12 protein-coding genes are annotated in these 12,404 nt (G+C 31.9%); 8 read left to right on the top strand and 4 right to left on the bottom strand.

Annotated features, from left to right (window positions below; genetic code table 11):
- The first annotated feature begins 18 nt into the window (after nt 1-18).
- From Q1B05_RS10165 to Q1B05_RS10135, 7 genes are all read left to right on the top strand, one after another.
- Nucleotides 19-963: a PKD domain-containing protein gene (locus Q1B05_RS10165; protein ID WP_299780280.1), complete on the top strand. Its 945-nt coding sequence runs from the start codon at nt 19-21 to the stop codon at nt 961-963.
- Between the two features lie 11 nt (nt 964-974).
- Nucleotides 975-1,901: a polysaccharide lyase family 7 protein gene (locus tag Q1B05_RS10160; protein ID WP_299780277.1), complete on the top strand. Its 927-nt coding sequence runs from the start codon at nt 975-977 to the stop codon at nt 1,899-1,901.
- 117 nt (nt 1,902-2,018) lie between these two features.
- Nucleotides 2,019-2,723: a FadR/GntR family transcriptional regulator gene (locus Q1B05_RS10155; RefSeq protein WP_299780275.1), complete on the top strand. Its 705-nt coding sequence runs from the start codon at nt 2,019-2,021 to the stop codon at nt 2,721-2,723.
- A 67-nt stretch (nt 2,724-2,790) separates the two neighbouring features.
- On the top strand, nt 2,791-4,077 hold the full coding sequence (locus Q1B05_RS10150; RefSeq protein WP_299780274.1) for an MFS transporter: 1,287 nt from the start codon (nt 2,791-2,793) through the stop codon (nt 4,075-4,077).
- 48 nt (nt 4,078-4,125) lie between these two features.
- On the top strand, nt 4,126-4,887 hold the full coding sequence (locus Q1B05_RS10145; protein ID WP_299780271.1) for an SDR family NAD(P)-dependent oxidoreductase: 762 nt from the start codon (nt 4,126-4,128) through the stop codon (nt 4,885-4,887).
- Between the two features lie 577 nt (nt 4,888-5,464).
- The gene (locus tag Q1B05_RS10140; protein WP_299780269.1) at nt 5,465-5,614 is read left to right on the top strand and encodes a hypothetical protein; all 150 of its coding nucleotides are present in this window, start codon (nt 5,465-5,467) and stop codon (nt 5,612-5,614) included.
- Between the two features lie 61 nt (nt 5,615-5,675).
- A complete protein-coding gene (locus tag Q1B05_RS10135; protein ID WP_299780267.1) occupies nt 5,676-6,038 on the top strand; it encodes a DUF1304 domain-containing protein in 363 nt (120 codons plus the stop codon).
- Between the two features lie 87 nt (nt 6,039-6,125).
- Here the strand turns inward: Q1B05_RS10135 and Q1B05_RS10130 are convergent, their stop codons facing one another.
- Complete coding sequence (locus Q1B05_RS10130) at nt 6,126-6,989, bottom strand: outer membrane beta-barrel protein (RefSeq protein WP_299780265.1); 864 nt, start codon at nt 6,987-6,989, stop codon at nt 6,126-6,128.
- A 225-nt stretch (nt 6,990-7,214) separates the two neighbouring features.
- On the opposite strand from Q1B05_RS10130, the gene Q1B05_RS10125 reads away from it, so the two are divergent.
- Nucleotides 7,215-7,895, top strand: coding sequence for a peptidoglycan DD-metalloendopeptidase family protein (locus Q1B05_RS10125; RefSeq protein ID WP_299780263.1), 681 nt, complete (start codon nt 7,215-7,217; stop codon nt 7,893-7,895).
- Between the two features lie 107 nt (nt 7,896-8,002).
- Here the strand turns inward: Q1B05_RS10125 and Q1B05_RS10120 are convergent, their stop codons facing one another.
- From Q1B05_RS10120 to Q1B05_RS10110, 3 genes are all read right to left on the bottom strand, one after another.
- On the bottom strand, nt 8,003-8,494 hold the full coding sequence (locus tag Q1B05_RS10120; RefSeq protein ID WP_299780261.1) for a DUF6265 family protein: 492 nt from the start codon (nt 8,492-8,494) through the stop codon (nt 8,003-8,005).
- A 23-nt stretch (nt 8,495-8,517) separates the two neighbouring features.
- Nucleotides 8,518-10,803 carry a heparinase II/III family protein gene (locus Q1B05_RS10115; RefSeq protein WP_299780259.1) on the bottom strand — a complete coding sequence of 762 codons (2,286 nt, stop codon included), beginning with the start codon at nt 10,801-10,803 and terminating at the stop codon, nt 8,518-8,520.
- Between the two features lie 293 nt (nt 10,804-11,096).
- Nucleotides 11,097-12,401: an AarF/UbiB family protein gene (locus Q1B05_RS10110; protein ID WP_299780257.1), complete on the bottom strand. Its 1,305-nt coding sequence runs from the start codon at nt 12,399-12,401 to the stop codon at nt 11,097-11,099.
- Nucleotides 12,402-12,404: the final 3 nt, after the last annotated feature.

The raw sequence follows: 12,404 nt of genomic DNA, 5'->3' as shown, positions 1-12,404 counted from the left end.
TTAATTAAATAAAAAGACATGAAAACAATGATTAATTTAAAAAAATATGTATTTGGAATGGGTATAGGTGCAATTGCACTTGCAGTATCCCTTTCACTTACAGCTTGTGATCCTTCAATAGATGCTTTAGAATTTGATTTGCCAGAAGCGAACTCTCAAGAAGATTTAACGCCTCCAGCAGCTGCATTTTCAGCAACAGAAACAGCAGACTATTTAACGTATACTTTCTCTAATACATCTTCTAGTGCAACAGATTATGTATGGGATTATGGAGATGGTAATACAGGAACTAGTGTAGACGGAGAGAATACATATCCAGCAGAAGGTATATATACTATTACATTAACAGCATCAGATAAGTTAGGTAAAGTAGATTCATATTCTATGGATATTGAAGTTATAGAACCAGAAGTTCCGCCTGCAATTATTCCTGAAATCTTAAATGGAGATTTTGAAGGGGGTACTACTAGCTGGAAACCATCTGCTTGTACAGATTGTTCTACTAATGCTTTTAACTCAAGTTCAGACGGGTCTTCTCTTCTTTACGATGGTACAGAATCTGGAGCAAGTAAAACAGGAGGAGCTAAATATACTAGCTCAACTTCTGCAGGACCAAGTTTAAGTAGTAGTACAAGATATGGTTACCAATCAATTTATGTCTCTGCAAATACAAACTATATTTTAGAATATCAGTATGCTATTAAAACAGATAATGAAGATATTGAAGGTGGAGATCGTGTTATAGTAAGTATTTTAGATGGATATTTTGATGACGCAGCAGACGCAGCAGCAAGTGAGCCATTAGTTTCTATTGTAGGAGATGAAGCAAACGGTAAAGGTAATTTCGAGACCGTTAAACAAGTCTTTACATCAAATGCTTCTGGAGAAATTTCAATATTAATGTATGCTATAACTAATGATGAGCTATACATAGATAACGTGAAAGTTTATCCAGTAGAATAAATCATAATCACATGAAAAACTTCCGTAAAGAAATATTAGGATTATTGGTAATAGTTTTTCTATCTGTTAACGCTACTTGTCAAGAAAAGACAAGTAGCGATACAGATTCTTCTTCTTCTTCTAAGGTGGAAAAAAAAGATAAAAAGAAAAAGAAAAAGAAAAAGTACAAATTACCCGATATTGATCTAAGTCACTGGAGTGTTACGACACCTGAACTTAACAAGAAAGGGAGTGCTATGAGTGTTGAACCACCTGAAATTTTGAATTATGCTACAGACGAAAGGTTAATACCTTATATGTATAATGATTCTGTTAGTGGTGCTTTGGTTTTTTATTCTTTTCCAAGTGATGCTACAACTGCAAATACTAAATACACCAGATGTGAATTAAGAGAACAAATGGTGCCAGGAGATAATAATAAAAACTGGACTTTTGCAGATGGCGCATACATGAAAGGTAAACTTGCTATGGAAGATGTTTCAAAAGCATCAGACGGTAAATTTCATAAAGTAATCATCATGCAAATTCATGGTAGATTAACAGATGAGCAACGCGATTTAATAGGGCAAAAAGATAATAATGCACCACCAATTTTAAAAATTTATTGGCAAGATGGTAAAGTGCGTGTTAAAACTAAAAAGCTTAAAAATTTAAGTGCTACTGATGAGGAATTGTTAGATAAAGATGCTTGGGACGACGATGATGGTTTTACTTTCGAACAAGAAGTAGGATTCGGTAAATTTATTTTAGAAGTTAAAATCTCTGAAGGTAAAATGGTAGTTGTTTTGAATAAAAATGAATATGCCGTTTATGAAGATATCCATATGAAAAGATGGGGAATCTTTGAAAATTACTTTAAAGCAGGAAACTATTTTCAATCTAGAGATGAGGGAGCTTTTGCTAAAGTTAAATATTACGAATTAGAGGTTAAACATTAACAACAATTATAATTATTAGTGTTTTATTAACGTTTATATGGGAATGTAGTGCCCCGAATTACTTTAATTTTTTTGTAATTTGCAACTGCTAATCTGGTAAACCAATTTTTGAAATAAATGAAAGTAGGAGTTCTATCTAAAAATGATAACGAAGAGATTCACAATAAAATTATTGTTCAAATTACTGAGCTAATTAATTTGAAAAACTTAGAACCTGGAGACAAATTGCCTTCAGAACGTATGTTGTCTGAGAAATTAGAAGTTAGCAGAAGTGCAGTAAGAGAAGCAATTAATAAACTGGAATTTTATGGGATATTAAAATCTATTCCTCAAAGCGGAACTTTTGTCGCAGACATAGGTGTTACAGCTATGAATGGTATGATTGAATACATTCTAGGTCTCGGAGATCCCGATTTTAAATCGTTAGTAGAAACTCGAATTCTTTTAGAATTAAAAATTGTAAAATTAGCTTCATTAAGACGAACTAAAGAAGATCTAATAAATATAAAAAATGCTTTAGATGCTTTTGAAGAAAAAGTTTTAAATGGAGAGGATGCAGTTCAAGAAGATCTGTTGTTTCATTTAGCAATAGCAAATACTTGTGGTAATAGTACCCTTAATGGTTTTATGTTAAAAATAACACCAGAAATTATTACCAATTTTAAAAAGTATCATGTTTGTGGTGATGAATTATCGGTTGTAGCGATTAAAGAACATAAACAAATTTATGAAGCTATTAAAAATAGAGAAACTCAGAAAGCAAGAGAAATAATGAAAATTCATTTTAAAACACTTTACCAATATTGTTATAACATCAAATAAGTATTAATAATTACCAGGAAGATATAGTTAGTAAACCGTCTCTTCCAAAAAAAACGAAAGAAGTATTATGAAAGTAAAAGGATTAAGGTGGTTTATTATTGGGCTAATATTTTTAGCTTCGGTAATTAACTACATCGACAGAAGTGCATTAGCAGTAATGTGGGGTAACGAAAATTTACCAGGTTCAATCTCTTATGATTTAGGATTAACTACAGAACACTATGGTTATATTCTTAACATCTTTATGGTAGCTTATGCCTTAGGACAATTGTTTTCTGGTAAGTTATTCGATAAAGTAGGAACACGTTTAGGTTATGTTATTAGTATTGGTGTTTGGGGATTATCTTCTTTCTTACACTCTACAGTAAGAGGATTTATTGGTCTTGCATTTTTTAGAAGTACATTAGGTTTGTCTGAGGCAGGTAACTGGCCAGGTGGAGTTAAAAGTAATGCGGAATGGTTCCCGATTAAAGAGCGTGCTATAGCTCAAGGATTGTTTAATGCAGGAGCCTCTATTGGTTCAGTAGTTGCACCACCATTTATTGCTATGATTTTCGTAGCATACGGATGGAGAACAACCTTTATGATTGTTGGTTCTTTTGGTCTTATGTGGATTATTCCTTGGTTTTTAATTAACAAAGCAGGACCAAAGAAACACCCTTGGATTACTGAAGAAGAACAAAAATATATTTTAGAGGGTCAAAGCCAGTCAGATCGTGACGCTAGTGATGATGATAAAGGATTAAGTTTAAAAGAAATTTTATCTCACAAAGAAGCTTGGGCTATCGTTGTAGGTCGTTTTTTCTTAGAACCAATCTGGTGGTTATTTGTAGGTTGGATGCCAATTTACTTATTCCAAGTTTATAATTTCGATGTAAAAGCAGTTGGTATGTTTGCATGGGTACCCTATGTTGGTGCTGCAATTGGTAGTATTGCTGGAGGTTATGTTTCAGGTCAAATTATTGCTAAAACAAACTCTATAGATAAAGGTAGAAAAACTACAATTTTAATTGGAGGAATTATCATGTTCTTAGGTTTAGTTGCTACTGTATTATTTGGTAATACACCAGAACGTTTCGTAGGTATTGTATTCGTTGTATTATTCGGATTCCAATTTGCTATCGGTAACGTACAAACTTTGCCTAGTGATTTATTCAATGGTAAAAATGTAGGGTCTTTAGCTGGATTAGGAGGAATGGTAGGAGTGTTCTCTGTTATTATCATGAACTTTATTGTTCCTATAGTAAGTAAAGTATCTTATACACCTGTATTTATTGCAATCGCAGTATTTGTGCCGTTAGGAGTTGGAGCAATTTACTATTTCGCGAAAGAAATTAAGAATGTAGAGGAATAGAATAGATTAAAAAAAAATAAAATTAAGTTAAATATTAAATAAAATAAGATGAGTAATTCAAAAAAAGTAGCTGTAATTACAGGTGCTACAGGTGGAATTGGTTTCGCAGTAGCTCAAAGATTAGGTCAAGATGGTTATACTGTAGTTTTAAATGGTATTGAAGATGAAGCAGGTGCAGAACGTGTAAAAGAACTTACTGCTGCAGGGATCACTGCTGAATATGTTGGATTTGACATGACAAAAGACGAAGCTGTTACTGAAAACATTACTAAAATTGGTGAAAAATACGGGAAAATTGATCTTCTTGTAAATAATACTGGTGGTATTGGTGTAAGAGCTAGATTTGAAGAAATGACAACTGAACAATATAGATTTGTTATGGCTTTAAACTTAGATTCAGTATTTTTTGCTTCAAGAGCAGCTATTCCTTTCCTTAAAAAAGGAGAAAATCCTTCAATTATAAACTATACTTCAAATGCAGCTTGGAATGGTGCAGGACCTGGAGCTGGAATTTATTCAGTATCTAAAGGTGGAGTACAATCTATCACTAGAGCTTTAGCTAAAGATTTAGCTGAATACGGAATTAGAGTAAATGCAGTATCTCCTGGTACTATTGATACACCTTTCCACGCTCAAATTAAAGCAACTAAACCAGAAGTTTTTGCTTCTTGGGCAAACAGTGTTTTATTAGGTAGATTAGGTCAGCCAGAAGAAGTTGCAGGTGTTGTTTCTTTCTTAGCAAGTAAAGATGCCTCTTTTATGACAGCTGAAACTGTTCAAATTGGTGGTGGTCAAGCTTTAGGTATCTAATACAATTTATGCATAATTAGAAGGTCGCTTTAACGGCCTTCTAACTTTTATAGTACATGTTTTATTAATAACTAACTCACGGTGTCGTTTGTTTTTTATTATAATACTGTTTGTTTGTTGCCCCTAATGTTAGGGTTATTCAATTTTTTAAACTTTAGTATTAATTATAGTCAGAACATAGAAATTAAATTAGATTACTGTGTTTTATTTCATAATTTAATTTCTTCATTTTGTGTTTTTTTTTAAGATTCTCAAAAGACTATTTTAAATACTAAAGTTTTTAAATTGAATATAATTTTAATAAACATCTTCCAAATACAAACCAAATTTTTAGAGTTCTTTCTAAAAAAAGATGGTTAAAAAATCAATTCTTTTTCATTACTAGTCAGCAGTATTGGTCTACACTTTAATTCTTAAAAAGATACTTTTATATAAGGAGGTATTCTGCTTTTGTATTGTAGTCAATCGTGTAACTCGTTAAAAATACTTAACTTTAAAATTCCTAAATATTCAGTTATACTATGACTAGAATAACCAAAAATAGAATTTTCTGTTTTATAGCTTTTATTGTAATGTTTTGAATTATTTTTTCAATGCTTTACAAGCTGCATATAGAGCTGTGGTTTCAGGTGTACTTACCGCTATTCTAGCACCTAGAGTCCAGAAAAGAGGTGTTGAAAATCAGTTGACTTGGATTTTTCTAAAAAAGCCAGTTTCAATAAATTAAAAATATGCTTTAGTTTGTTAGATTTGCCGTTATTTAGGTCCTTAATTTAAATAAGAAAATCATGTATTTAGTTGCACAAATATTAACAGCATTAGTCGCTGTAGAACATTTATATATTTTATGGATAGAAATGTTTGCTTGGGAAACAGCTGGTAAGAAAACTTTCGATACGTTACCAAAAGAATTATTTAAATCTACAACAGCATTAGCTGCGAATCAAGGGTTATATAATGGCTTTTTATCTGCAGGATTAATCTGGTCATTCTTTATCTCAGACTCTTATTGGATGAAAAATATTCGTATATTCTTTCTTTGCTGTGTTATATTGGCTGGTATTTATGGAGCAAAAACAATTGCTAAAAAAATATTTGTAGTACAAGCTATTCCTGCTATTCTAACACTAACCTTTATAATATTGTCTTAGACATTATTATATGTTTTTAACGCATAAAAAAGGCGAGGATTTATGTCCTCGCCTTTTTATTTATATGTTATACTTTAACAGGATAGATTATTCTGTTTTAGAAGGTGAATTAAATTTATAAGTCACACCAAAATTAAGTCCGAAAGATGAGTATGGTACTTTTACAGAAAGCTCTTTAGATGAATCTGTGTTTGTATGCGCTAAATCATCTACATAGGTTGTTTTTTTAGAATAACCAGCAGGTAAGTTATCTATAGAGTAAAAACCTTCTACAGCTACAGTACCATCAGGCATCACTATATTTGTATTGAAACTTTGAATTTCAGAATCTTTACGCTTTAAACTGATTCCGTAATATTCAGCTTCTACAAATAAACTGAAGTTTTTGTCTAAGTCATGCTTATAACCTAAAGCTGCAACAAATCCTAAAGGGAATACACCATGAAAATCTTCAACATAATTAGTTTCAGAATAAGATCCTGAAGGAAGACCAAAAGCAGCAGCTTCTTCATCCGAAAATACAGCTGTATTACTAACGACAGCTTCTGTTTTTCCAGCTATTTTAATTAAAGCTCCAAAACGTCCGTAAACATTATTTGTAAATTTATATACAATAGAGGCTGAAGCTCCAAAAGCACGAGCCCTCGCAATGGCATCTACTTGCTGACTTTCAAGATCAACTTTAGAAACCGTTTGATCTGCACCATGTAGGTAACCCAAACTTACATCTGCACCGAATGTATCGTTAAAAAAATAAGTTCCTCTTATTTGAAAATTTAATCCTTCTCCGTAACTCCCGTAGGTGTTTGTTGTTTTAGTCGAATTTATTTCTTCCCCCAATTTCATTCCTGCGCTTCCAATAGCATACCCTGTACTTGCCGAAATTTGGAATTGTGCATAAGACATCGTACTTAATAGTAAGATCCCTAAAAATAGTATCCTTTTTATCATAAAAATTGAATTTAGTTTAAGCAAAAATAAAAATTAAATTATATTATGCAACATTCTTTGAATAATATTTAATTTAAAAGGGTAAAAATTGTTATAAATGCATAATTCTCTATTCATTAGACTATGTTAAACTCTTTATAAAATGATAGGGCATATGTTTTAAAGTGATAAATGAATTGAAAGTTTAATTACTTTTGAATAAATGATTCTATATTCCTTAATAGTATGTTTACAACTCTGATTAAAAGTGTATTTACAAAACCAATACACGTTTTAGCACCCGAAATTAATAGTGTAGACTATGTGTCTTTAGATTTATCTCCTTCTAATTTAGACTTAAAACAGGTTGACGTGTCGTCTTCTGAAAAATTACAAGAATACATAAAATTACATTTAAAGCACCATAACGCTAAATTAGCATATGGAGGTTACTTGGAAGTACGAGATATTTATAAACGTAGTATGTATTTTAATTCCGATGATCGTGTAACCGAGCGTAATATTCATATAGGGATAGATTTGTGGTGCGAAGTAGGATCTTCTGTGCTAGCAGCATTAGATGGGACAGTACATAGTTTTAAAAATAATACAAATCATGGCGATTATGGTCCCACTATAATTTTGAAACATTCCTTTTCAGATTTCGATTTTTACACGCTATACGGACATTTAAGTTTAGATTCTATAGTTGGGTTACAAGTAGGGAAAACGGTTAAGCACGGAGACAAGATAGGAGAGTTAGGGGCTTCTAATGTGAATGGCGATTATCCGCCACATTTACATTTTCAAATTATAAAAGATATGCAAGATTATGTTGGAGATTATCCGGGAGTTTGTTGCCAATTAGATTTAGAATTCTATGTAGCAAATTGCCCCGATCCGAATTTACTATTGAATCTTGTTTAAGATTCTCGCCTAATAATATATAACTAAAAAAGCAAAGTAAAATTTAAAAGTTGCACTTCTAATTTCTATTTTGCTTTAATGAGTTTGTTATTATAACTAGTTAAGGTTTACTTTGTTTTTTCAAATTCAAAAGGAATGGTTATAGCTACGCTAGAAACCATCGCATGTAATTTTTCTCCGTCTATCCAATATTTTATCTGATTTGGAAATTCAATTTCTGTATTCTCACATGTAAAATTATTAGAAGTATGATTAATTCCTTTAAAGGTAATCCAATCTTGTTCGTCCGGTGTTTTTACTTTTAAATTCCAAGATTCTTGTTGTTTAATTAATTGTATGTGTTCTTGTTTAATGGTGTCACCATGTTGCATGGTAAACCCTATTCCAACATATTCCGTTGCACTTATTTTATTCCAATGCTCGAAAGTGTCTTTGCCTTCCTCTTCGTTTAAGCGTTTCCAAGCGCCTAATAACCAGTCAAAATTTTCAGATTTTTCTGCTATCACAGTTGGTGTTTCTGTAACTTTAGGAGTTTCTTTTTTATCTTGATTACAAGAGCAAATCAATAATCCAAGGCATACAATTAACAGTTTTTTCATACGTTTCTGTTTTTATAGTTTCACTAATTTAGACTAAAAATATGTTTGTCTCCAGGTTTAAGAGTAATTTCACTATCATTATTCACAGTTATAGCTGTTTCTTGATCTGCAAGTAAATACACTTCTAGTTTACCGTTAAGCATCTGTATATATAAATCGGTTTCTTTTGATGTTTTTAACGTAATGCCTTGGTGTATAATTTCCTTTATTCCAAAAGCAAAACATTCGTCGTTTTTACTAATTACAGTTGTATCACCTCCGTTTGTGTTCCAATTAAGAGTATTAACAGTCCAGTCGTTTAGTTGGATTTCTTTTTGATCTTTATCGATTCCGTTATTATAGCCTTGGTACGGAAGAATAACTGTTAAAAAATTGAAATCTTTTTGATTGCTTTTAGATATTACAGTCCAGTTTTTTCCATTAGCACCAGATGTTTTGGCGGAGTCGGTTTTGTTTAATTGAAAAATATCGCAACCTACAGCGTCAGGAAAAGAAGCTCGAATTAAATCTGAACCTAATTCGGTAGTATAATGACCTTGCCATACTTGTTTGTAATTGTGAGGTGTTGCAGATTTAAAATTGTCTTTTACAATCCAAAAGTTATCTTTTAAATAGATAACTTGTCTAGAATAAGTAACGTCTTTATTTTTAAAACCATCATGGCTACCAACAAAAAGGTCGAATTTACCTGTTGTTTTCCAAGTAATAATATTAGGTTTTGGTAAGTTTTTAAATTTCCCGAAACCACTTCCACCTTTGTTAGATGTCCATTCTTTTCCTAATAATTCATCATCAACAAGAGCTACATTTTTCACCATAGAATTCTTGAATACATCAAAGTCTTTAAGAGAATATCTTACTTGATAATTTGGTAGAATAACGTGTCCGTTGGCCATGGCCTGAATGCCTAAAACATCTCCGTGTTGGTGGTCTGGTTTGTCGGCATCTACGCCTGCACTAATAATCATCATATCATCATTAGCTTCCCAGCCTTGTCTCATAATATAATATTGGGTGTCTTTAAATGCTAGTGAGCCATATTCTGGTGCTTTCTTTTTAATAGTGTTTAGCTGCTCAACTTGTTTGTTACTTAAAAACCAATACATACCAGAATCGACTTTATCGGTCGCAAAATATCCAAAACTAGGATCGTCATATAATAAATAACCAAGTGTTAGTGCTCCAGAAATGTCGTTGGTTTCTGCCCAAGGTTTATCTGTGTCGTCTTGAAGTACGGGAGCACTTTTGTCTGGATAAGCAATTTTGGGAAGCGTAGTAAATAAAGATTGTAGTTTGTCTTCCCAAGCTTGGTCTACTTTTATGTTATTAATTTTTGTTAGTTGATAAGCATAAAAATAGTTGTTAATATCTGCCATATGGTAATGTACAGAGCGTTCAAATTGAAAACCATCTGGATTAATTTCTTTTTCTAAATGCTCGCTTAATCTAGACATAGCCCTGTCGTACCATTTATTGGTGCCTTCAAAATCACGAAGTAAAATAGATATGGCAGCTAAAGCCGACATGCCTTTTGTTTGGTGATTACCAGCACTAAATTTGGTATTATTCTCATACAGGTTTTGACCGTGTTGCAATAAGGTTGCAATGGTTTGTAACTGATCTGCGTCTGTATACGCTTTATCGCTTAAAAACATATTATGAATCCAAAGCCAATTGGTAATTCTGTATCCTGCTCTATATACTTCGTAAACACCGTTTCCGTCTTTTATGGTTTCAAATTTATTAGCTTTAAGCGCATCATTTAAGGAATGCATTTGGTTTACAAAATATCTGATATACTCCGGATTTTTACCTTCATTAAAATAAAGTAAGGCGATATCTACCATTTTATGTTGCCTCGCCAAATGTCTAAGCGCATAGGCATCTACAGGATCTCCATTTTTGTAATTGAAAGGGAGCTTCCATTGTGTGTAATCTGGAAATTTATTAAGATGATCTAGCGCTCTACTTTTATGATTAGCTTCATTTTTATAAACATTATTGTAAGTAACAAGACGTTCGTTAAATGTTTTATAATCGTAGTAGAAGCGTTCCGAAAATTTTTCTCTAAAATAGTCTGCAAGTTTTGCTTCAGTGATTTTTCCACCGGTTTTTAATTGAGAGCGTACGTCTGATTTTAAATATTTTTCAAGATTTTTATTATCTATCACCCTTTTACTTGAAATAGATTGAGACCAAAGGTTAGGTGTGAAAAATGTGAATAATAGAATAAAGGCTAAACTTAATTTTTTGAGGTTCGTTAAATTGAAATAAAGTGAAGAGGTTGAGTTATTGCGAAATCTTGTCATGTAGTTGTTTTTTCTGATGTACTCTTGTAAGCGTAATTAATTATTAGTTGTTTCAAATATAAAAAAATAGGAGCAGATTTGCCGAGAAATGGGACTGCTATAATTTGATAATACAGAATTTAACGTTCAACGTTTTAGACGATGTAATCTTATTTTATTTAAAAAAAAGGAAACCTTCTAAAATTTGTAGGAGGTGATTTTTTAAGATTGAAGAGAAGTCGAATTAATAAAAAAACCTCTACCATTTATAAATAAAGAGGTAGAGGTTTTATTATATATTAAGCGCAGATTATTTATTCCCACGTTTTAATTTGAACATCTTTTGCTTTCAGGTCGAACATTAAATTATAAAGACCAAAGAAAGTACGATTCATGTAAATAAAATGTTTAGAACCTCTGTTGGCATTCAATTTTCGTAATTGGGTGTTTTTTGAATATTTTTCTCCTAAATCTGCTATTTTACCAAAGAACTGTGCATCAGAAAAATCAAAAACGGTTTCATGTAAAGGTTGGGTAAATAAACTTAACATTTCATGAAACATGGCTGTAAAGAAAGTTACTTCTTCTTTGCTGTCGTCTGTTCTTAAAATTTCAAGCTCGTATAATTTAGTCTGAAATAATTCGGGATTATCCATATTCTCCTTTAATGCTAATTCAAAGTATGGAATATAAAAATCGTTCGGAATCTGTTTCATACATCCAAAATCTAGAGCAATTAAATCGCCTGCTTTAGAAACTAAAAAATTGCCCGGATGAGGATCTGCATGTACTTTTTTTAAGATATGAATTTGATACATGTAAAAATCCCAAAGTGCTTGTCCTAATTGGTTTGATAATGCTTGATTAGTGTTATATGCCGTGAATTCAGATAAATGTTCGCCTTCCATATAATCCATAGTAATGATACGTTCAGACGACCATTCGCTGTAATATTTTGGAAATTTTAAATGCGGAATATGTGTACAGGCTTCAGAGACTTCTTTACTTTGTTGTACCTCTAAAATATAATCGGTTTCTTCTATTAGTTTGTTTTCAACTTCTTTAAAATATTGATCGGAGCCTTCTCCTTTAATATTAAACATGCTCATTGCAATGGGCTTTACCATTGCTAAATCTGAAGCAATACTATCTGCAACTCCTGGATATTGAATTTTTACGGCTAATTTTTTTCCGTCTTTTTCTGCAATATGTACTTGACCAATACTCGCTGCATTAACAGAATTTACGTCGAAAGTATCAAACATATCTTCAGGCATTTTTCCAAAGTATTTTTTAAATGTTTTTAACACTAATGGTGGAGATAATGGTGGAACAGAGAACTGTGCTAAAGAAAATTTTTCTACATAAGCTTGAGGCATTATGCTTTTGTCCATACTTAACATTTGTGCTACTTTAAGCGCACTTCCTTTAAGTTGTTTTAAGCCGTCGTAAATGTCGGCCGCATTATTTTCGTTTAAATTATCTTTAGCTTCGAGTTCTGTTTTCGTAATTTTATCGCCGTAATATTTAATGTAATTCACACCAATCTTAGCTCCTGTAGATACTAATTTTGATGCCCTCTCTATTTTAGAGGTTGGAATTTTATTTATAGCTTTCATATG

Origin of the sequence: uncultured Formosa sp. (assembly GCF_947500765.1) — a bacterium.
Classification (GTDB): Bacteria; Bacteroidota; Bacteroidia; order Flavobacteriales; family Flavobacteriaceae; genus Formosa.
Note: the sequence above shows the minus strand (reverse complement) of the source record. Positions and strands in the feature narration are given on the sequence as shown.